16 protein-coding genes are annotated in these 21,533 nt (G+C 71.8%); 7 read left to right on the top strand and 9 right to left on the bottom strand.

Annotated elements, in window-relative coordinates:
* Positions 1 to 55: 55 nt before the first annotated feature.
* The 3 genes from F9C12_RS41520 to F9C12_RS41530 all read right to left on the bottom strand — a co-directional run bounded on the left by F9C12_RS41520 (position 56) and on the right by F9C12_RS41530 (position 2,686).
* Positions 56 to 937, bottom strand: coding sequence for a helix-turn-helix domain-containing protein (locus F9C12_RS41520; RefSeq protein WP_409464106.1), 882 nt, complete (start codon positions 935 to 937; stop codon positions 56 to 58).
* A 42-nt stretch (positions 938 to 979) separates the two neighbouring features.
* Positions 980 to 1,804, bottom strand: a complete 825-nt coding sequence (locus F9C12_RS41525; protein ID WP_409464107.1) for an NAD-dependent epimerase/dehydratase family protein — start codon at positions 1,802 to 1,804, stop codon at positions 980 to 982.
* Positions 1,805 to 1,888: 84 nt separating this feature from the next.
* A complete protein-coding gene (locus F9C12_RS41530) occupies positions 1,889 to 2,686 on the bottom strand; it encodes an IclR family transcriptional regulator (protein WP_409179777.1) in 798 nt (265 codons plus the stop codon).
* A 129-nt stretch (positions 2,687 to 2,815) separates the two neighbouring features.
* Between F9C12_RS41530 and F9C12_RS41535 the strand changes: the two genes are divergently transcribed.
* From F9C12_RS41535 to F9C12_RS41560, 6 genes are all read left to right on the top strand, one after another.
* Positions 2,816 to 3,748 (top strand): 5-dehydro-4-deoxyglucarate dehydratase, encoded by a 933-nt coding sequence (locus tag F9C12_RS41535; protein WP_409179778.1) that lies wholly within the window; start codon positions 2,816 to 2,818, stop codon positions 3,746 to 3,748.
* Positions 3,748 to 5,004, top strand: a complete 1,257-nt coding sequence (locus F9C12_RS41540; RefSeq protein WP_409464108.1) for a glucarate dehydratase family protein — start codon at positions 3,748 to 3,750, stop codon at positions 5,002 to 5,004. Before F9C12_RS41535 ends, F9C12_RS41540 begins: the two co-directional genes overlap by 1 nt.
* Positions 5,005 to 5,008: 4 nt before the next feature.
* Positions 5,009 to 6,154, top strand: a complete 1,146-nt coding sequence (locus tag F9C12_RS41545) for a hypothetical protein (RefSeq protein WP_409464109.1) — start codon at positions 5,009 to 5,011, stop codon at positions 6,152 to 6,154.
* 676 nt (positions 6,155 to 6,830) lie between these two features.
* Positions 6,831 to 8,285 (top strand): aldehyde dehydrogenase (NADP(+)), encoded by a 1,455-nt coding sequence (locus tag F9C12_RS41550; RefSeq protein ID WP_409464110.1) that lies wholly within the window; start codon positions 6,831 to 6,833, stop codon positions 8,283 to 8,285.
* Between the two features lie 78 nt (positions 8,286 to 8,363).
* Positions 8,364 to 10,673, top strand: coding sequence for a polysaccharide lyase 8 family protein (locus tag F9C12_RS41555; protein ID WP_409464111.1), 2,310 nt, complete (start codon positions 8,364 to 8,366; stop codon positions 10,671 to 10,673).
* A 107-nt stretch (positions 10,674 to 10,780) separates the two neighbouring features.
* Entirely contained in the window at positions 10,781 to 12,253 is a 1,473-nt protein-coding gene (locus tag F9C12_RS41560) for a flavin-containing monooxygenase (RefSeq protein ID WP_409467159.1), read from the top strand.
* 232 nt (positions 12,254 to 12,485) lie between these two features.
* Here the strand turns inward: F9C12_RS41560 and F9C12_RS41565 are convergent, their stop codons facing one another.
* Positions 12,486 to 13,229, bottom strand: a complete 744-nt coding sequence (locus F9C12_RS41565; RefSeq protein WP_409464112.1) for a maleylpyruvate isomerase family mycothiol-dependent enzyme — start codon at positions 13,227 to 13,229, stop codon at positions 12,486 to 12,488.
* A 44-nt stretch (positions 13,230 to 13,273) separates the two neighbouring features.
* Here F9C12_RS41565 and F9C12_RS41570 point away from each other — a divergent pair, with 44 nt between their 5' ends.
* Entirely contained in the window at positions 13,274 to 14,164 is an 891-nt protein-coding gene (locus F9C12_RS41570; protein ID WP_409179784.1) for a MerR family transcriptional regulator, read from the top strand.
* 132 nt (positions 14,165 to 14,296) lie between these two features.
* Here F9C12_RS41570 and F9C12_RS41575 read toward each other — a convergent pair whose 3' ends face one another.
* From F9C12_RS41575 to F9C12_RS41595, 5 genes are read right to left on the bottom strand one after another with little or no spacing between them, the layout of a single operon-like run.
* Positions 14,297 to 15,457, bottom strand: a complete 1,161-nt coding sequence (locus tag F9C12_RS41575) for a VWA domain-containing protein (protein ID WP_409464113.1) — start codon at positions 15,455 to 15,457, stop codon at positions 14,297 to 14,299.
* The gene (locus tag F9C12_RS41580) at positions 15,454 to 17,634 is read right to left on the bottom strand and encodes a DUF5682 family protein (protein ID WP_409464114.1); all 2,181 of its coding nucleotides are present in this window, start codon (positions 17,632 to 17,634) and stop codon (positions 15,454 to 15,456) included. The genes F9C12_RS41575 and F9C12_RS41580 overlap by 4 nt, the downstream gene beginning before the upstream one ends.
* Positions 17,631 to 18,716 (bottom strand): ATP-binding protein, encoded by a 1,086-nt coding sequence (locus F9C12_RS41585; RefSeq protein ID WP_409464115.1) that lies wholly within the window; start codon positions 18,714 to 18,716, stop codon positions 17,631 to 17,633. The genes F9C12_RS41580 and F9C12_RS41585 overlap by 4 nt, the downstream gene beginning before the upstream one ends.
* On the bottom strand, positions 18,713 to 20,155 hold the full coding sequence (locus F9C12_RS41590; RefSeq protein WP_409464116.1) for a DUF5691 domain-containing protein: 1,443 nt from the start codon (positions 20,153 to 20,155) through the stop codon (positions 18,713 to 18,715). The genes F9C12_RS41585 and F9C12_RS41590 overlap by 4 nt, the downstream gene beginning before the upstream one ends.
* Positions 20,152 to 21,465, bottom strand: a complete 1,314-nt coding sequence (locus F9C12_RS41595) for an SWIM zinc finger family protein (RefSeq protein ID WP_409464117.1) — start codon at positions 21,463 to 21,465, stop codon at positions 20,152 to 20,154. Before F9C12_RS41595 ends, F9C12_RS41590 begins: the two co-directional genes overlap by 4 nt.
* Between the last annotated feature and the right edge of the window lie 68 nt (positions 21,466 to 21,533).

A 21,533-nucleotide genomic window follows, 5' to 3' on the forward strand; every position in this document is an offset into this window, starting at 1 on the left:
TGGCGAGGCCCCCGCGCCTGCACAGACGTGCTGAGCGGGCTGCACGAAACGCGCGTCAGCCGTCCCGGCGAAGCGCGGCGGGAGTGGTGCCCAGCTGGGCGCGCAGCACCCGGGTGAGGTGTTCCTGATGGGAAAACCCGCAGCGCACGGCGATGTCCGCGATCGGTTCGGCGCCGGTGCGCAGCAGCAGTCCGGCGCGTTCGACGCGCAGCCGCAGCAGATAGCGGTGCGGCGGCAGCCCGGTGCGCGCCTTGAACCGCCGGGCGAACCGGCTGACGCTCAACCCGGCCGCCGCGGCCAGTTCGGCCAGCCCGAGCGGGTCCGCGAGCCGTTCGTCCATCAGCTCGCGCACCTGGGCGAACTGCCGGTCGGTCAGCGCCTCGACCGGCCGGGTCTCCGCTGGACGGCTTCGACCGGATCGGTGCTGACGCGCGAGCTGCGCGGCCACGAGCGCGCCGAGCTGATCCGCGTACGCGCGAGCGCCCGGCTCCCACTCCCGCACGACGCGGTCGAGCGCGAGAACCAGCTGTTCGAGCAGCGGGTCGACACTGCCGAGTTCGTCGGCCAGCCGGACCGGAGCGTCCGATCCGGCGGCCTCCTGCACCGCCGAATCCGGCAGGTAGACGTGCAGCGTGTCCAGCTCGCCGCCGAGTTCCACCGACAGTTCCTGGTGCGAGGGCTGGAGAAACAGCCCGCCCGCCGGGATCCGCCGGCTGCGCTCGCCGGGCGACCCGACGCCGCGGCGGACGGTGACCGGACCGGCGAGGTGCAGGATCAGCTGGTGCGTGCGAGCGGGCCCGAACTCCGCGCGATACGGCCGTTCGCGCTGCTTGGAGAGGTAGATCCGGTCCCAGCCGAGACCCGCGCTGGTGCGTTCCGGGCGGATCCACGGCAGGGCGAGGATGCCGTTCGTGTCGGCAGGCCCGAGCTCGCCCACGGCGTCCTCCTCTTCGAGGGTCTCCGTGGGCGAGGGTACCTCTCAGAGCGGGTTGAACACGCCCAGCGGCGCGGTGCAGAACGGCCCGCCGACGTACTCGGCCGCCGCCCCGGTCGGCGCCGGCTTGCCCGCGAGCTGCTCGGCGTAGACCTCGGCGTTGTCGTGGGACTTGTAGCCCAGCGCCTCGGCCTCGGCGAGCGAGTAGACGCGGCGGGTGTTGTCCGAGACGCCCCAGATCATCCGGTAGCCCGGCGACGGCGCGCTCAGGCACGCCTCGAACAGCCGCGCCCCGTCGTCCGGCGACAGCCAGCTGGTCAGGCCGCGGATGCCGAGCGGAAGCGGCGTTTCGAAGCAGGAGCCGATGCGGATGACGATCACGTCCATGCCGAACCGCGACGCGTACAGGCTGCCCAGCGCTTCGATGGCCGCTTTGCTTACGCCGTAATAGGTGTCCGGCCGGGGGCTGGAGTCGGCGGGCAAGCCGTTCTCGCCCGCGTCGGCGTTGCGGCGGAAACCGACGGCGTGGTTGCTCGACGCGAGCACGACCCGGCGGATCCCCGCTTCGCGGGCGGCTTCGAGGACGGTGTGCGTGCCGTTGATGTTGACGTCGAGCGTGTCCTCCCACGACGCCTCGCGGCTGAGCCCGCCCAGGTGGATCAACGCGTCCGCGCCCGCGCAGGCGGCGGCCATCGCCTCGGGGTCGGTGACCGAGCCGGTCACGATTTCGACCGCTTCGCCGTCCTCGGCGGGAGGCTGGTCGGCGAGGTCGAGCAGCCGCAGCACCCGGCCTTCCCGGCGCAGCCGCGGCCGCATCAGGGTGCCGACGACGCCGGCCGATCCGGTGATCAGCACACGCTGGTCTGGCATGGAATTCCTCTCACGAAAGCCTCGTGCGCGCCTTTCCCGGTTCTCACCGCGATGAGCACTCACGAGGGGCACGGGTGGCGGCGGTCAGCGGATTCCGGCGCGGCGCAGCTGCTGGCCGAGCTCGGCGGTGGTTTCGGCCAGCAGTTCGCCGACGCGTTCGACGTCGGCGTCGGTGACCTTGCCCAGCGGCATCGAGCAGCTCATCGCGTCGGTGCCGGGGATGCGGTACGGGATCACCGCGGCCACGCAGCGCACGCCGAGGGTGCCCTCTTCGCTCTCGGCGGCGTACCCGCGTTCCCGGGTGCGCGCGAGGTCGGCGTGCAGCGCGTCGAGCGTGGTGATGGTGTTCGGGGTGAGCGCGACCAGCTCCTCGGGCATGAGCGCCTCGACCTCTTCGTGGGTCAGCTCGGCGAGCAAGGCCTTGCCCAGCGCGGTCGCGTGCGCGGGAAGGGTGCGGCCGACGCGGGAGATCAGGTGCGTGGAGTGCTGCGACTCGCGCGTCTCCAGGTAGACGACCTCGGTCCCGTTGCGGCGCGCGAAATGCGCGGTGAAGCCGGTCTTCTCGCGGATGCGTTCCAAAGCTTCGGTGGCGTACGGGACGATCGCGTCGCGGTCGAGGTACGCGGTGCCGCAGATCAGCGCGCGCACGCCGAGCCGGTAGCGCGCGGAGTTCGCGTCGGCTTCCAGCCAGCCCGCGTCCAGCAGGGTGCGCAGGAGCCCGTGCAGACTGGAGCGGGGGAACCCGGTGCGCGCATGGAGATCCGACAGCGACAGCCACACGTCGTTCGCGGCGAACGTCTCGATCAGGTCGATGGCGCGCCGCGCCGACTTCACGCCCGCGGACTCCGCGGGAGCGGTGGCGGGGTCCGTCTTCTGCGCCATGGCGCGTCCTCCAACCGGGCCGTTGACTTGTGAGTCCGGCCATATTAGCGTCCCGAACAGCGTTCTTGTGGGTGAACATAGTCACGATAACAGACTCCATTCAAGAATGTGAACATTGGAGCAGAACTGATGGCACAGACCGAGATCGAGCTGGACGGCTTGCTGGCGTTCCCGCTGACCCCGTTCACCGAAGACCTCGAGATCAACCTCGACGGGTTCGCGGAAAACGTGGAGAGCCACATCGCCGCCGGTGCGGGCGCGCTGTTCGTCGCGTGCGGCACCGGGGAGTTCAGCTCGCTGTCGGTCGACGAGGTCGCCGCGCTGCTGGCCAAGGCGCGCGAGGTCGCAGGCGGGCGCGTGCCCGTGTGGGTCGGCGCGGGCGGCGGCGCGGCGGGTGCGCGCGCGGGCGTGGCGGCGGCGCAGGCGGGGAACGCCGACGGCGTGCTGCTGCTTCCGCCCTACCTGGTCACCGGGCCGCAGGACGGGCTGGTCGACTACGTGCGCTACGCGGTCGGCGACACCTCGGTGCCGGTGATCGTCTACCACCGCAGCACTGGCGTGTTCACCGCGCCGGCCGCGGCGAAGTTGCTGGACATCCCGTCGGTCGTCGGGATCAAGGACGGCTTCGGCGACGTCGAAGCGATGACCCGGATCGTCACCACGATCCGCGCGCTCGGCACGCAGCGTTCCGCGGACTTCTTGTTTTTCAACGGTTTGCCGACCGCTGAGGTGTCCGCGAAGGCGTACGCGGCGGCTGGCGTCGCGCGCTACTCCTCGGCGGTGCACTGCTTCGCGCCGGAGATCGCGCACCGCTTCCACCGCGCGCTCGCGGAGGAAGACAACGCGACGATGGACGCGCTGCTCGCCGGGTTCTACCTGCCGCTGGTGGCGTTGCGCGACGAAACGCCCGGCTTCGCGGTGTCGCTGGTCAAGGCCGCCGCCCGGCTGCGCGGAGACAAGGTCGGCACCGTCCGGCCGCCGCTGATCGAGCCGACGCCCGAGCAGATCGACCGGCTGGGCAAGGTCGTCGAGAACGGTTTCGCCGTGCTGAAAGGCCTCTGATGAAGATCCGGGACGTGGTGCTGACCCCGGTCGCCTTCGCGGACCCGCCGCTGCTCAACGTGATGGGCGTGCACGAGCCGTTCGCGTTGCGCAGCGTGGTGCAGGTGGTGTGCGACGACGGCGTGGTCGGCCTCGGCGAGTCTTACGGCGACGCGGCGTTCCTCGGCGAGGTGCGCAAGGTGCTGCCGGAGCTGGCCGGACACGACATTTTCGACCTGCCGGGCCTGAAGCGGATCATCGCGCGCACGCTCGCCGGGACCGTGCTGACCGACGAGCACGGGCTGATCGGCGGGTTCTCCATCCGCAAGACGGTCGCCAGCGTGTACTCGCTGTTCGAGGTCGCCTGCCTGGACGCGCAAGGACAGCTCCTCGGCCGTCCGGTCGTGGACCTGCTGGGCGGCAAGGCTCGCGACGCCGTCGACTTCTCCGCGTACCTGTTCTACAAGTACGGCGCGCACCTCGGCGCGGAAGAGGACAGCTGGGGCGAGATCCGCACCCCGGAAGCGCTGGTCGGTTCGGCCCGGCGGATGGTCAAGGAATACGGGTTCCGCTCGATCAAGCTCAAGGGCGGGGTTTTCGCGCCGGAGCAAGAGATCGAGGGCATTCGCGCGCTCGCGTCGGCTTTCCCCGGGCATCCCTTGCGCATCGACCCGAACGCGGCGTGGACGCCCGAGACAGGCATCCGCGTGGCCGCCGAACTCGACGGCGTTCTGGAGTACCTCGAGGATCCGACGCCGGGCATCGAGGGCATGGCGCGCGTTGCCCGCGAAGCGAGCATGCCGTTGGCCACCAACATGTGCGTGGTCAATTTCGGCGACCTGGAGCCCGCTTTCCGGGCGCGGGCGATCGGCGTTCTCCTGTCCGACCACCATTTCTGGGGCGGCCTGCGCGATACCCAGGCGTTGTCGGTGGCGTGCGAGAGCTTCGGCGTCGGGCTGTCCATGCACTCCAACAGCCACCTCGGGATCAGCCTGGCCGCGATGGTGCACGTCGCTGCGGCGACCCCGCATCTGACGTACGCCTGCGACACGCACTGGCCGTGGAAGACCGCCGACGTGATCGAACCGGGCGTGCTGAATTTTGTCGACGGAGCGGTGGCGGTGCCGGACCGGCCCGGACTCGGGATCACGCTCGACCAGGACGCGCTCGCCAGGGCGCACGAGGACTATGTCCGATGTGGACTGACCAAACGGGACGATGTGACGTACATGCGCAAGTACACGCCCGGCTTCGAACCGAACACGGCGAGGTGGTGACCCGGTGAAGGCGACCGGATACGCGTATCCGTGGGACGTGCTCGACCCCGCGTTCGTCGAACGGGCGCTGGACCTCGGCGTGGACGAGGTCGCGGTGGCGCTGGCCTACCACAGCGCCCGGGCCGCGACGCCGTGGTCGGCCGAGCGGACGTCGGTGGTCGCACGGACCGCCGCGCTCTACCGGCCGGTGCGCGCGGAAGCCTGGAAGGGCCGCGATCTCGTCCCCGCCACGCCGGACTGGGTTTCTTCGGAGGACAGCGGCGGCGATGCGGTCCGGCGGCTCAACGAGGCCGGAATCCCGGCTGCCGCGTGGATCGTGCTCACGCACAATTCGCAGCTGGGCACGGAGTTTCCGCAGTACGCGGTGCGCAACTGCTTCGGCGAAACGTACCCGTGGGCGCTCTGCCCGGCACAGCCCGCGGTCCGCTCATACGCGGCGACGCTTACCGAAGAATCTGTTGCCGGACTTGGTCTTTCGTCGGTTGTGCTGGAGGCGTGCGGCCCCCTCGGCGGCGTGCACCAGCACCAGCACGAGAAGACCGACGGCGTGTGGGCCCCGGCCACCGCGCGGTTGTTGTCGATCTGCTGCTGCTCTGCCTGCGCGGAGGGCTGGACCGATCTCGACCCGGCGGAGGTCCGGAAAACCTTGCGCGCCGAGGTGCGGCGGCTCATCGCCACGGCGGATTTGTCAGTGGTGGAGGATAGACTTCCGGCTGAGTTGAAGGAAAAACTGCTCTCCGGACGTCAGCAGTCCACCGATGCGCTGCGTGCCGCGGTCCTGGCCGTGCTGGAGCCGGGCACGCGGATCGTGCTGCACGGCGCGCTCGACCCGTGGGTCACCGGCGCCCTGCCCGGCCTGACCCCGACGGCCGCCGACGACGCCGAGACGGTCGTGCTGCAGAACTGGGCCCCGGGCCAGGGCAGCGTCGACGCGGTCGCGGCCGCCCGACGTGCGCTGCCGGAACGGGTCGCGATCGGCAGCTACATCACCGCGGTCGCGGCGAGCGCGGTGCCGGACATCGAGGCGTACGTAGGCGAGCTGGCCAAGGCCGGGGCGAGTGAGCTGCATCTGTACCACTTGGGCCTCGCGGGGCCTGCACGGTGGGCGGATCTGCATGCGGCTACTGCTGCGGCGCACTCGGCGTCCTGAAGTTGCTGGAGGAGGCGGAAATCCTGCTGGCTGCGGCGACTGGCCGATCGTTCACCGGAGGCGGTTGGTTGCTGCCGGGTGCTGGGTGTGCTGTGGTCGGGTGATGGGGGAGATCGGTTGAGCGGTGAGACTTCGGTTGTTGGGCCGGGAGGCGCGGTGGCTGCCGCGCCCGGTTCGCCGGAAGTGGTTGGCTGTTGCCGGGCGTTGGGCGTGCTGTGGTCGGGTGGCGGGGGAGTCGGTTGAGCGGTGGAACTTCGGTTGTTGGGCCGGGAGGCGCGGTGGCTGCCGCGCCCGGTTCGCCGGAAGCGGTTGGCTGTTGCCGGGTGCTGGGTGTGCTGTGGTCGGGTGGCGGGGGAGTCGGTTGAGTGGTGGAACTTCGGTCGCCGGGCCGGGAAGCGCGGTGGCCGCCGCGCCCCGTTCGCCGGAAGCGGTTGGCTGCTGCCGGGCGCTCGGCGTGTCGCGAAACTTCGCCACCGAGCCGGAAACCGTCCTTGCCGCCGCCGGGCGCTCGGTGTCCCGCGAAGTCGGGTGCCGAGGAGGAACGATTGAGCCCCGCAACTTCCACCGTCGGACCAGCGAGCGTGCAGGCAGCCGCCCGGCCGTCCCCCGAAGCACGTCCGCCAACCGGGCCGCCCCGCACTCGGCGCCCTGAAACTTGCTTGACGAGGAGAATCCATTGAGCCGCGAAACTTCCGCCACGGAACTGGAAAACGTGCTCGCCGCCGCCGCGGCGGCCGCCCGGCCGTTCGCCGAGAGCACCCCGGCCGAGCGGGCGCGCTGGCTGTCCGCCGCCGCGGACGCGCTCGATGCCGCCGCCGACGAGCTGGTTCCGCTGGCGCACCGGGAAACGCACCTGCCGGCCGCGCCGCGGTTGAAGGGCGAACTCGCGCGCACCACGTTCCAGCTCCGACTGTTCGGCGAAGTGCTGCGGGACGGGCAGTTCCTGGGCGCGACCGTCGACCACGCCGATCCCGACTGGCCGATGGGTCCCCGGCCGGACCTGCGCCGGGTGCTCGTGCCGATCGGGCCGGTGCTCGTGTTCGCCGCGAGCAACTTCCCGTTCGCGTTCAGCGTCGCGGGCGGCGACACCGCTTCCGCGCTGGCCGCCGGGTGCCCGGTAGTGCTCAAGGCGCACCCGGGCCACGAAGAACTCTCGGCGCGGACCGGCGAGATCGTCGCGCGGGCGCTGACCGCCGCGGGTGCGCCGGAGGGTGCGTTCGCGGTGATCCACGGGGTCGAGCAGGGCGTCACGGCGCTCAAGGACCCGCGGATTTCCGCCGCCGCGTTCACCGGTTCCGTGCCGGGCGGGCGCGCGCTGTTCGACATCGCCGTCTCGCGGCCGACGCCGATTCCCTTCTACGGCGAGCTGGGCAGCGTCAACCCGGTCGTCGTCACGCCGGGTGCGGTCGCCGCGCGCGGCAAGGCCGTGGCGAAGGGCTACGCCGCGTCGTTCAGCCTCGGCGCGGGCCAGTTCTGCACCAAGCCGGGCCTGCTGTTCCTGCCCGAGGGCCACGGCCTGGACGACACCCTGCGCGAGGCGGTCGGCGCGGTGGGCCGGCAGGAAATGCTGAACGACCGCATCGCCGCCGGATTCGCGCGGAAACTGGCGGAGTTGCGTGCGGCGCCAGGGGTCGAGCCGGTCGTGGAAGGCGCGCAGGACGGCGACGCGTTCACTCCGTCCCTGCTGGCGACCACCGCGAAGCAGTTCCTGGCGGGCGGCGAGGCGGTCCGGGAGGAGCATTTCGGGCCCGCGTCGCTGATCGTCACGTACTCCGACCAGGCGGAACTGATCGAGGTGCTGGACAGCCTCGAACCCGGCCTCACCGCGACGGTCCAGGGCGAGGAGAGCGAGGCCGACTTCGTGCGCCCGCTGCTGCCCTCCCTGACCCGGCTGGCCGGACGGCTGCTGTGGAACGACTGGCCGACCGGCGTCACGGTCAGCTGGGCGCAGCAGCACGGCGGCCCGTACCCGGCGACGACCGCGCCGACCACGACGTCGGTCGGCACCGCCGCCATCGAACGCTTCCTGCGCCCGGTCGCGTGGCAGAGCTTCCCGGACGCTCTGCTGCCGGAAGCCCTGCAGGAAGCGAACCCGTGGCAGCTGCCGCGCCGTGTCGACGGAGCGCGCTGAGCAGACCCCCTCGTGAGCGGCTGGGCCGGTTCCCGCCGGCTCAGCGCTCACGACCCAACCCCACTGGGAGGCACCGTCATGCCCGTGAACCGCAGAACCGCACTGCGTGGCGGTGCCGTCGCCGCCGTGCTCGTCGCCACGGCGCGCCCGGCCTTCGCCGCGCCCGTTGCTGATCCGCTGAAGAAGATCGTCGCCGGCTACCGCGAGCTGCAGACGGGCATCAACCGCCCGTCGCCGGAACGCACGGCCGCGCTGAAGAACCTCGGCCGGGTCGCGAAGTCGTACTACGACAGCATGTCGGTGTCCGGCACCGGTCCACTGTGGACTGACCTTCCGCTCGGCCCGGGCAGCGACTACACCACGTCGATGTACGCGCGGCTGCGGGCGATCGCGGTCGACTGGGGAACTCCCGGCAGCACCCTGTCCGGCGACCCGAAGGTGCTCGACGGGATCAAGAAGGCGCTGGAGCTGATCTACGCCAGCCAGTACAACCCGCAGGTCGGCGAGATCGGCAACTGGTACACCTACGAGATCGGCGTGCCGTATTACCTGCTGCACACGCTCGTCACGGTCGCCGACCAGCTGACCGCCGACGAACTGGCGCGGTATGTCAGCCCGGTCAAGCGGTTCGTCGGCAATCCGAATCTGCGCGCGAACAACCCGAAGATCGTCGAAACCGGCGCGAACCGGGCGGACAAGGCGCTGATCTCCGTCGTCTCCGGCGCCCTGACCGGCGACACCGCGTGGATCCGCACCGGCATCGACGCGATCACCGACGTCGCCGGCGGGGGAGCGGCCAGCGTCCTGGCGAAGCTGAACCGCGCGGCGGGCGACGGCTTCCACGCCGACGGTTCGTTCATCCAGCACGACACCATCCCGTACCCCGGCCACTACGGCATCGTCCTGCTGACCGCGCTCGCCGGGACGATCCACGTCACCGAAGGCACCGAGTACGCGCTGCCGGACGAGCTGAAGCAGAAGGTGTACGCGCTGGTCGGCGACACGTTCGCGCCGTTCGTGTACGCCGGTGCGCTGATGGAGCCGGTGCGCGGGCGGATGCTGTCGCGCCAGGGCGAAACCGCGCACGACATCGGGCACCAGCTGACTGTCGCGACTCTGGTCCTCGCAAGGTCGGCGACCGGGGCCGTGAAGACCGAACTGTCCGAGCTCGCCGCCAAGTGGATCAAGGAAGGCACGTACGCGCCGTTCCTGGAAATCCCCGACCCCGAACGGTTCGCGCCCGGTCCGGACCTCGTCGCGACGCCGGGCATCGAGTTCGCGCAGGAGATGCTCGCGGCGCGCGTGCGGCCCGCGCCGATCGTCGCGGCGCACCGGATCTTCGGGCAGCAGGACCGGATGGTGCACGTGACCGAGGGCTGGTCCGCCTCGCTCGGCGTCGGCTCCGCGCGGATCTCGCGCTACGAGTCGATCAACGGGATGAACCTGCACGGCTGGCACGTCGGCGACGGGGTGCTGTATCTGTTCCTTCCCCACGCGAAAGGCCACTACTCGGACGCCTATTGGCCGACCGTCGATCCGGCCCTGCTGCCCGGGACCACCGCGAAGGCCGGTCCGCCGGGTCCGCTGGCGGCCACGCCGTTGACGACGAAAGCGCACGTCGGCGGCGTGCGCTGGGATGCCCGGCACGGCGCGTACGCGATGGACTTCGTCTCCGAAGACGGTTCGCTGACGGCCAAGAAGTCGTGGTTTTTCACTCCGGCGGGCATCGTCTGCCTCGGCGCGGGGATCACCGACACGTCCGGGCAGGCGGTCCGGACGACGATCGAAAACCGCAACCTCGGCGAAAACGGACGCGGCACGCTGCTGGCCGACGCGCGCGTGGTCGGCGATTCGAGCACGCTGCACCGGCCGCGCTGGCTGCACCTCGACCACGTCGGCGGCTACGTCCTGCTCGACAACGCCGAGGTCACCGCACTGCGCGAAGACCGGACCGGCGCGTGGCGCGACGTCGACACCGGCGCCAACACGAAGGGCACCACAACACCGAACACGCGGCGGTACCAGAAGCTGGTGATCGAGCACGGCGCGAAGCCGGTGGACGCGAAGTACGCGTACGCAGTCCTGCCGGGCGCGTCGGTCGTCGGGACGATCGCTTCGGTGCTCGCGTGGCGCGTGCGGGCTAATACGGCCGCTGTCCAGGCCTTGCGGCTGTGGGATAACACACTGCTCGCAAACTTCTACAGTGCGGGTACGGTAGACGAGGTATCCGTTTCAGGACCCGCTTCGGTGGCGCTCGGCAGGAACAGCCTCGCTGTTTCCGACCCGACGCAGCTGCAGGACAGCGTCCGCGTGACGGTGCGGCGGCGCACGGTGGAGGTCCCGCTCAAGGACACCTTCGGCGCCACCACAGTGGTTTCCCTGCGGTGACCCCGGTTTTCCCCGCCGGGCCGGTGGTTCCCGGCCCGGCCCGGCGGGGCCCCACTTGATCCGGCCTCGGCCGTAAAGTGGGGCGGAATCGCTTCACGCGGGGAGGAATCGTGGCGCATTTCGATGTCCTGGTCGTCGGAGCCGGGCTGTCCGGCATCGGCGCGGCCTGCCGGCTGCGGCAGCTGGCGCCGGACCGGACGTACGCCGTCCTCGAAGCGCGGGACACGATCGGCGGAACCTGGGACCTCTTCCGGTACCCGGGCGTGCGCTCCGACTCGGACATGTTCACGCTCGGCTACCCGTTCCGGCCGTGGCGCAAGGAACAGGCGATCGCGTCCGGAGCCGAGATCCTCGAGTACATCCGCGAGACCGCCGCTGAGCACGAGGTCTCCCGGCACATCCGGTTCGGGCACCGGGTGGTCCGCGCGTCCTGGTCGTCCGCCGCGGCCCGCTGGACGGTAGAGGCCTCGCACGACGGCGAGGTCGTCACTCATACCTCCTCTTTCCTGTATTTGTGCAGCGGCTACTACAGCTACGAGAACGGCCACGTCGTCGACTTCCCCGGCCGCGACTCGTTCCGCGGCGAGATCGTGCACCCCCAGTTCTGGCCGGAGGGGTCGGACTTCACGGGCAAACGAGTGGTCGTCATCGGCAGCGGCGCCACCGCGGTGACCTTGGTGCCGGAACTGGCTTCCACGGCGGAGTCAGTGACGATGCTGCAACGCTCGCCGAGCTACGTCCTGTCCCGCCCGTGGACGGACTCGCTCGCCCGCCGCCTGCGTCGATTCCTGCCTGCGCGGCTCGCGTACCACGCGGTGCGCACGAAGAACGTCCTGGTGACAACGTTGCTGTACCAGTTCTCGCGCCGCCAGCCCGACCGCGCCGCGGCTTTCTTGCGCGACGCGGCCGCGAAGCAGTTGCCCGCCTCGATCCCGGTCGACCCCCATTTCTCGCCCCGGTACCGGCCCTGGGACCAACGACTCTGCCTGACGCCCGGAGCCGATTTCTTCCGCGCACTCCGCAGCGGCTGCGCGGACATCGTCACCGACCGGATCGACCGCTTCACCCCCGACGGCATCACGCTGGAATCCGGCGCACACCTGCCCGCGGACGTGGTCGTCACCGCGACCGGCCTGCGCGTGATCGCGTTCGGCGGAATCGAGCTGAGCGTAGACGGCGAGGTGATCGAACCGTCGGAACAACTGGTGTACAAGGGAATGATGCTCGGCGGAGTGCCGAATCTGGCCTGGTGTATCGGCTACGTGAATGCCTCCTGGACGCTGCGCTCGGATCTCGTCTCGCGGTACGTGTGCCGGTTGCTGAACCACCTGTCGCGCAACGGTTTCGACACCTGTGTGCCCCGCCCGCCGGCGATCCCGTCCACGCGACGGCGGCCAATCATGAACCTGACGTCGGGCTACCTCACCCGCGCCGCCTCAGTCCTGCCCCGCCAAGGCGACCGCCGCCCATGGCTGATGCGGCAGAACTACCTGCTGGACGCAGCGGATCTCCGCCTGAGCCGCATGGACGACGGGGTGCTGCGGTTCGAGCGGGTGGGGGCGCAGCGCGTGACCTCCTGATGTCGTGGGTTGCGCTCGGTCTTTGGTGCTTGGTCAGCGACGGTGTCCGTCCTCACTCAGGAACCGGCTCGGCTGACTGGCCCGGGCCGAGTCCTGCTTGACGGGACGGGCCCGGTACTCGCTCGGGGTCAGTCCGGTGTGCTTTTTGAAGCTCGCCGAAAAGGACCCCAGGCTGCTGAACTCGACAGGTCGAGGGGTTCGGCAGCGCGGGGCTTCCGGGAGTTCGACGCGCTCACGCCGCCGAGTGAGCCAGCCAGTGGTCGGCCAGGTCGCGGTCGCCAGTGATCGTTACCCGGTCGGCTGGCAGGCGCCGGGTGAGCACCAGCAGGAGGTCCTGGACCGAACCTGTCAGCGTCGCGTCCGCGGCGTCCGCGGCGGGTGTCCATCGGACGCCGTCGGGAGTGCGGGTGATCAGCCAGCCCGCGCCGTCGCCAGTGCGGAGCTGGAGCGTCTGGCCGGTGCCGCGCAGGGCCGAGAAACCCGGACTCAGCGTCGCCATGACCGGATGGGACAGCATTTCCAGCCACTCGCTGATCGCGTCGGCCGCGAGGTCCGGTGCCACTGCGAACGCGGTCCCGGCGGCGAAGGCCGCGTCCGCGTGGTGCACGGTCGTGTCGTGGAGCATGCGGCGCAGCCAGAACGTCGCCGGTCGCGGGCCGAAGTAGGTCCACACTGGACGGTCGGCGGCAGCGAGCACCGCGTCGGCGAGGTCCGCGGCGCCCGCTTGGAGCCAGGCCGACCATTCGCCGGGTGCGCCTGGGTCCGCCTCGAACGGGTCGGGAACTGGAGCCGGACCGGACCGGATGAGGTCCGCCGCCCAGCGGTGCGCCTGGCCGACGTGACCGGCCAGCACTCGCAGGGGCCATTCCGGGCAGGTGGGCACCGGAGCCTCCGAGTCTGCCCCGGCGACCGCCTTCGCGAACCCGGCGGTGTGCTCGTGCAATCCCTGGACAATTCGTGCGGTGTCGAGATCCATGGCCGTACCGTAGGAACTCCACCCGACTGGAGGTTCCATCGGAAGTGACTGGGGACACACTCGGGATCGGCGACCTGGCGCGGCGCACCGGCGTGCCCGTCCGCACGATTCGCTTTTACTGCGACGAGGGACTGCTGGCACCCGTGCGCAGCGCCGGCGGACACCGTCGATTCGACCCGGCGGACGTCAACCGTCTCGTCCTGGTGCGGCGCTTGCGCGGACTCGGGCTGAGCTTGAAGCCGATTATGGACGTCCTCGCCGGAGAACGTTCCCTTTCCGACGCCGTGTCCGCAGAGCGCGCCGCGCTGGACCGCGAGTTGACGACGCTGGCCTGGCGACGCTCAGCCCTCCGCGCCGTCGAGGAGGCACCGCCTGCCGCCCGCGCCGCCCGGCTCGAGTTGCTGTCCGCCGCGACGGACGGGTTCGCCGCGCATGCGGCCCTGGTCCGCCTTTGGCACCCGATGGCCACCGGCGCCGTCCCGCCGGACACGGCAGACATGTTCCTCGCCGTGAGCGCGCCGCGGCCGCCCGAGCTGCCGACCCCGGAGCAGGTCGTCGCCTACGCCGAGTTAGTGCTGCTCGCCGCCGACCGCGCGTTCGCCGCCCGGCTGCGCGCCAGCCCGCTGGTCACACACCTGGGCGCCCTCCACGAAGGCGTCGGCGAGGCCTGCGAGCTGGCGGCCCCGCAGGTAGCGGCCGGATCCGAGCCGGAACCAGGACCGGCACTCGACCGGTTTGCCGAAGCCCACGCCGCCGCGTCCGGCACCCGCGACACCCCGGAGTTCCGCTGCACACTGCGACGGCGCACCGCTGGCGATCGGCATCCGCAGGTGCGCCGCTATTGGCGTCTCGCGGGCGAAATCACCGGAGAAGCTGCGCCGATCGGAGTCGCGCACACCTGGCTGCTGGACGCGCTGGACCGCTCGGCTGGCTGAGATCTCTCGAGCGGGAAACGTGGCGGCTCGCGCGACGCGTTTCGCTGGGCTGGACGGACCAGCGAGCGGGGGTTCGCTCCCTAGCCCGCGCTCGCCGAACCGTTCCCGGCGGAAGAGGCTAGGCGCGCCGGGTCATTGAGCGGTCGCCGAGGCGGCCCAGCGGGTCAAATCCTCCCTTCGGAGCGCCGCGGCCATCAGCTCCGGGAACAGGTCCGGAGTGCAGGCGAAAGCGGGCACGCCCAGTTCGCTGAGCGCGGCGGCGTTGTCGTGGTCGTAGAACGGCGCTCCGGAGTCGGACAGCGCCAGCAGCGTGACCACTTGCACCCCGGACGCCACCAGGTCGGCGACCCGGCGCAGCAGGTCGTCGCGCACTCCGCCCTCGTACAGGTCGCTGATCAGCACCAAGAGGGTCTGCTCCGGGCGCTCCACGAGTCCTTGGCAGTACGCCAACGCGCGGTTGATGTCGGTGCCGCCGCCGAGCTGGGTGCCGAACAGGACGTCGACCGGGTCGTCGAGGTGGTCGGACAGATCGGCTACCGCGGTGTCGAACGCGACGAACTTCGTGCTCAGTGCGCGCATCGAGGCCAGCGCGGCGCCGAAAACCCCCGAGTACACCACGGATTCCGCCATCGAACCGGACTGGTCGACGGCCAGGATCACGTCGCGCCGGACGCTCTGCTCGCGGCGGCCGAAGCCGAAAAGCTGTTCGGGCACAATGGTTTTCAGCTCGGGGGAGTAGTGCTTCAGGTTCCGGCGGACCGTGCGGTCCCAGTCGATGTCCGCGCCTCGCGGGCGTTGGGTGCGGGCCGCTCGGTCCAGTGCGCCGCGGACTGCCGCGCGGGTGCGTTCGGCCAGGCGTTCTTCCAGTTCCGTGACGACCTTGCGCACGACGGTGCGTGCGGTTTCCTTCGTCTCTTCCGGCAGGACGTTGTTGAGGGACAACAAGGTTCCGACCAGGTGGACGTCCGGCTCCACCGCGCTGAGCAGTTCCGGTTCCAGCAGCATCCGGGTGATGCCCAAGCGGTCTACGGCGTCGCGTTGCATGACTTGGACGACGGAGCCGGGGAAGTACTTCCGGATGTCGCCCAGCCAGCGCGCGACCCGCGGCGCGGAGGCTTGCAGGCCGCCGCTGCGGTCGCCGCTGCCGCGGGCGTTCTTGGGGCGCTCGTCGTAGAGGGCGGCGAGCACGTTGTCGACGCCTTTGTCTCCTTCGGACAGTGCGTGTCCGGTGCCGTCGGAATCTCCGCCCAGCACTAGGCGCCAGCGGCGGAGGCGTTCGGGATCAGCGTTCACGAGGCGGCTCCCAGGAGGGTGGCGAAGACCGGCAAGGCGGCTGCGGCGCGGATCTCGTCCAGGTCTTCGGCGACCGCCGAGGAGACCTGGCGAGCGCCGGACAGGGTGGCGGCGCGTTCGCCGATCGCGCGTTTCTCCGGACCGGCGAAGGCTCCGAAAGTACGGCGCAGCAAAGGAAGCACCTCGGTGAAGACCTCGGGCTGGATCGAGGAGAGCCAGGTGTCGACGACGCCCAGCATGCGTTCGTCGTGGACCAGCAGGAGCGCGCCGCCGGAGAAGAAGCCTTCGACGTAGGCCGCGCCGTCGGTCGGGGCGATGCCGGGGGTGAGCATGCGGCCCAGCCGGAGTTCGACCTCCGCGCCGTCGAGCAGGTCGGCGTCGTGCAGCAGGCGCACGATGCGGCCGGCCAGCAGCGGCGGCAGAGCGTCGCGGGCGGACAGCCGGGCCAGCGCCGTGAACCAGCGCTCGCGGGCGGCGTCGCCCAGCAGGTCGGTGGCTTCGTGGACGTCGTCGACCAGTTCGCAGAACTGCGCGGCGGCCTCCTCGTCGATGCCGTGCACGGCGGGCGGCAGACCGGCGCAGACCCGCGTGAGGATCCGGTCGGCGACTTCTTGCAGTTGCGCGGTGTCGGTGCCGCGGACGTCGCCGTAGCGGGTGGCCCGGGCCAGCGGAGGCAGGGCCGTCATCAGGTGCGCGACGTCTGCGTCGGCGGCGGCACGGGTGTCCAGGGCGGCGAGGGTTTCCGGCAGGGCGTCGCCGAGGTCGGCCAGCAGGCAGCGTTCCACCGCGGCGGTGATGTCCGCGAGCGAGGGAGATTCCGCGACGGTTTCGCGTACGACGGCGGTGGCTGCGGCGGGCACGGTGGTTCCGTGCACGGCGGCTGCGACCAGGTCGACCTCGAAACCCGGTTCCCAGCACAGGGTCCAGGTCTCCCGGAAGGTGCCTTTGCTCCGGACCGACGACAGCTCCGGCTCGCCCCACGGGATGCCGAGGATCCGCAGGCGGTGCAGCAGGCGCGAGCGGTCGAGCCCGCCGGAGGTGCGCAGGTCCAGGTCCAGCTCTCGCGTTTGCGGCTCGCGTTTGAGCCGGAGCCGCCGCGCGGTGGCGACCAGGTCGGCGGCCAGCGGCGCCTGCGGGACGCGGTCCGGGACCTCGCCGAGCAGTTCGCCGACCACCAGCCGCCGGGTGACCAGGTCGGCCTGGACGTCGTCGCCTCCGCACAGGACCGCGCGGGTGGCGGCGTCGACCTCGGCCAGCCCGGCGGACGACCGGCCGCGCAACGCGGCCAGCGTGTCGGCCAGCCGGACCGCTTCGATCACGTGCGCGGTGGAGACGGGCAGGTCTTCCTCGCGCAGCACGCCGGCGACGGCGGTGAGCCACCGGGTGGTGACGTCGCCGGAGGTGCTGAACAGGTGGTGGTACCAGCCGGGGGAGCGGACGCCCGCGCCGTAGCCGGTGCCCGACGCGAGCCTGCCGTGCGTCCACGGCACCCACGTGCAGACGACCTTCCGCTTCGGGAGTCCTTTGAGGACAGCCTGGTCCTTGGACGCGGGCGGCAGCGGATCGGCCAGCGCGGGCACGTGCCAAGCCCCGCACACCACGGCGATCCGTTCGTAGCCTTCTTTCCGCGTCTTGCGCAGCACGTTCCGCATGTACGCCTCGCGCCGCTGCTCGTGCGGATCGTCCGGCCGGTCGCCCTCGCGCAGCGCGGTCATCGCGTCGGCGATCACCTCGAACGGCGATTCCTCGCCCCGGCGGGACTCGACGAAGTCGTCCCACCAGCGTTCCGGATCGTCGTATCCGCCCGCCGCGGCGAGTTCCGCGAGCGGGTCGGCGCGGGGCGCGGTGCGTTCTTCGCCGAGCGCGAACTGGTGCGCTGCCGGGAGATCGCAGAACTTCACCGGAACGCCGGCCGCGGCGGCGTACCGCAAAGCCTGCCATTCCGGGCTGAACACCGCGAACGGCCAGAACGCCGCGCGCGACACGTCGTCGGACGCGTACGCCAGCAGCGCCACCGGCGGCCGCATGTCCTCGTCCGCGGCGAGGTCGACGAGCTGGTCCGCCTCCGGCGGTCCCTCGATCAGCACCACGTCCGGCTCCAGCTCGGCGAGCCGGGCGGCGACCGCCCGCGCCGAACCGGGACCGTGGTGCCGGATCCCGAGGAGATGAGTGGTCATCCGGCGATCTCCTGGCCTGCCCGGTAGAAGTCGGCCCAGCCTTCCCGCTCGCGCACCACGGTCTCCAGGTACTCGGTCCAGATCGCGCTGTCGGCCACCGGATCCTTCACGACCGCACCGTGAATCCCGGCCGCGACGTCCTGCGCGCGCAGCACGCCGTCGCCGAAGTGCGCGGCCAGCGCGAGACCGCCGGTGAGCACGCTGATCGCTTCCGCCGTCGACAGCGTGCCCGACGGGGTCTTCACCGCGGTGCGGCCGTCCTCGGTGCGGCCGGCCCGCAGCTCGCGGAAAACCGTGACCACGCGGCGGATTTCGGCGAGATCGGCGGCTTCGGCGGGCAGCGAAAGCGCGGTGCCCAGCTGGCCGACCCGGCGCCGGACGATGTCCACCTCGGCTTCGGCGGTGTCCGGCAGCGGCAGCACGACCGTGTTGAACCGCCGCCGCAGCGCGCTCGACAGCTCGTTGACGCCCTTGTCCCGGTTGTTCGCCGTGGCCACCAGCGTGAACCCGGGCCGGGCCTGCACTTCGGAGCCCAGTTCGGGAATCGGCAGCGTCTTCTCGGACAGGATCGTGATCAGCGAGTCCTGCACGTCCGCCGGGATCCGGGTGAGCTCCTCGAGCCGGGCGACCTTGCCGTCGCGCATCGCGCGCAGGACCGGGCTTTCGACCAGCGCCTGGTCGCTCGGCCCTTCGGCGATGAGCCGGGCGTAGTTCCAGCCGTAGCGGATCTGCTCCTCGGAGGTGCCCGCGGTGCCCTGGACGAGCAGCGTGGAGTCCCCGCTGATCGCCGCCGCGAGGTGCTCGGACACCCAGGTCTTCGCCGTGCCCGGCACGCCGAGCAGCAGCAGCGCGCGGTCGGTGGCGAGGGTGGCGACCGCGACCTCGATCAGCCGCCGCGGGCCGACGTACTTCGGGCTGATCTCGGTGCCGTCGTCGAGTTTCCCGCCGAGCAGGTAGGTGACGACCGCCCACGGGGAAAGCCGCCACGACGGCGGTTTCGCCCGGTCGTCGGCCGCGGCGAGGGCGGCCAGTTCGCCGGCGTATTCGGCTTCGGCGTGCGGCCGGAGGACGGGGGACGTCATGCGAGCTCCTTGTGCATTTCACGGCGGAAGGACAGGGTTTCGGCGACTGCGCGCCGCCACGGGGCGGCTTCGCCGGGAAGCGGGATCTCGGCCAGCGGGTGGCCGAGGCAGGCGACGGGCACGGCCTTCGCGATCAGCGCGGCCGCGTGCGCGACCAGCCGGTGGTCGCGCTGCCCGGCGACCCAGTCGAGCAGCACCGTGCCGAGCGCGGCGGGCCACGGCTGCGGCAGGTCGAGGATGAGCCGGGTGAGGGCTTCGACCGGCAGCCCCCGAGTCAGCTTCGCGACCGTGGCGGCCTGTTGTTCGGGCGACAGCACGCCGATGAGCGCGGCGGTGCTGCGGCCGCCCGGCTCGGCTTCCACGAGGGCTTGCGCCCACTGTTCGTCGCGCTGCCGGAGCGCGGCGGTGGCCCAGCTTTCGCGCACCACGTTCAGCGGCGGTCCTTCGACGAGCATCCCGGCCAGCTCGCCCGGGGTGCCGTACTCGGCCCAGAACCGCAGGGGAGTGGCGGCGATGAGGGCGCGCAGCCGGGCGGTGCCCTGCCCGGGACCGGCCGGGACGCGGATGCCGTCGCGGATCAGGCTGTCGTCCGGTTCGGGAGGGGTGAATTCGAGGACGTCGGCCCGCAGCGCGCGGCTGCGCACGGTGACGCAGGCACGCAGCCGTTCGGTCATCCGCCTGCCGGAGGCCGAATCGGGGTACCGGCCGATCAGCCGCAGCGCGATCTCGCGCACCCCGGCCGCCCGGTCGCCGAGCGCGGCTTCCACGAACGGCTCGTCCTCGGCGGTGAGGTGCTCGCCGAGCACGGCCAGGAACGTCGCCCGGACGTCGGCCGGTTCGTTGCCCCACGCCTCGGCGAGCGCCTCCCGCGCGCGGGCGGGATCGGCGACGAGCACGCGTTCCAGCCAGGCTTGCCGCCGGGCGGCGGTGCCGAACCGCCAGGCGTCGTCGCTCGTGTCGTCCGCGGCGGCGACGAGGAACGCCCAATCCGGGTTCCGCTCGCCGAGCCACGCCCCGACCGGACCGGCGACCGTGGCGAGCGGCGCCCGCAGCGACACCCGGGTCCGCGCCGCGTCGGCGAGTGCGGGCAGCCGCTCGGCGGGGACGCGGAATCCCTTGTCCGCCACCGTGGCGAGCCATTCCTCGACCAGCTCGGGGCGGTTGGCGGAAAGCAGGTGCCCGAGCCGGGCCCGCGCGAGGGCCGGGACGAACGGCCGGGCGTCCTCCGCCGCGGCCGGTTCGGGGTCGATGCCGGCGAGCGGTCGCTGCCCGGCCCGCCGGTAGCCGGTGTACGCCGCCGCGGCGGCGAGCGCCTGGTCGGCGGGCTCGGTGCGGTGCTCGGCGATTTCCCTTACCCCGGGCGGCAATCCGGCGGGGTCGAAGGTCCTGCGGCGGGTGCCGAGAAGGACGGTGCTGACGAGGTCGTTCCAAGCAGTCACAGTCGCACCATCCCGTCGCGATGCCAGCAGCTCAACGGCCGCAACCCCGCCGTCGTCCACTCCGCGGCCACTGTCACCGGCCGCTCGGCCGCGAGCGCCAGCAGCGGCCAGGGATCCGCGGAAGGCGCCAGCGGCAGCGCCGCACCGTCCACATCAGACAGTGCCCAGCCCTCGCCGTGCCTCGCCGGACGGAGGCCGCTCGCCAGCATCGGCCACCGGTCCAGCCACGGATCAGCCGCGAGCGCGGCGGCATGCCCGGCGAGCGCCGAGGAGAAACTCCCGCCGACGGGCGCCGATTCCGCCGCCACGGGTTCCTCGCGATGGTCGAACACCGCCCGCAGCGGCACCGCGCCCGGGTGGAACACCAGCTCTCCGGCGACCACGAACCCCGGCGGCAGCGAACTGTCCAGCGGACGCCCGGGCGGCGCGAACGACAGCACCAGCGCGTCCCGGCCGCTGCGCTTGCCCCGCAGCCAGGTGCGCCTGCTGCGCAGCGAGTCCTGCTCCTCGTCGATCGCGCCGGTGACCAGCCATTGGTCCGGCACCCGCTCGCCGGACTCCAGCACCTGCGCGGTGCTCACCGAGAACCCGAGCCGGGTCCGGACGGTGTCGGCGAGCCCGCCCGGCAGCGATTCCAGCCTGCCCGCCGCGTCCGCGAGCACGTACACCAGCGACAACTCGGCCAGCAGCCGATCCGGCCAGTCCCGGCCGCGGCCGACCAGCGCCGCCGCCCGGCGCAGGCCGTTCGCCAGCCCGGGAGCCTGCGCGTCGACCATCCGCGAGGCGACGGTGTACAGCTCGTCGGCACCGCCGCGCTCGAACGCCGCGAACCCGGCGGACACCCGGTCGGCGAGCCATCCGCGCAGCTCAGCGGCCCCGGCGGTGACCCGCGCGAGCCGTTCCTGCGCCCGCTTCGCCGCCGCTTCGAGATCCTTCGGCGCGTCCGTTTTCTTCTCGGCCCGCTCCGCCCGCGCGGCCCGTTCCTCCAGCCACGCGTGCACCCATCCGGGCTCCTCCTCGCGGGGGACCTGCCCGTCGGCCCAGAGCAGCAGCAACCCCAGCGCGTGCTTGCACGGGAACTTCCGGCTCGGGCAGCTGCACCGGAACGCGGGCCCGGCCGTTTCCACCGTCGTCTGGTACGGCCGCTTCCCGCTGCCTTGGCACGCGCCCCAGACCGCGCGGCCCGACGCGCCCGCGCCCGACCACTTGGCCGGCGCCGCCTGCCCGCGCCCGGCTTTCGCCGACGCGGCGTCCGGCGCGAGTTCGAGCACCCGCTCCGGGCTCCACCGCGCCGCTGCTTCGTCCCCCACGTTTTTCTTGCCGCTCTTCCGCTTCTTCCCCCCTCGGGGGCTGACTCGAAGAGCATCCCACCCGGCAC

This window comes from Amycolatopsis sp. GA6-003, assembly GCF_046267895.1.
Lineage (GTDB): Bacteria > Actinomycetota > Actinomycetes > Mycobacteriales > Pseudonocardiaceae > Amycolatopsis.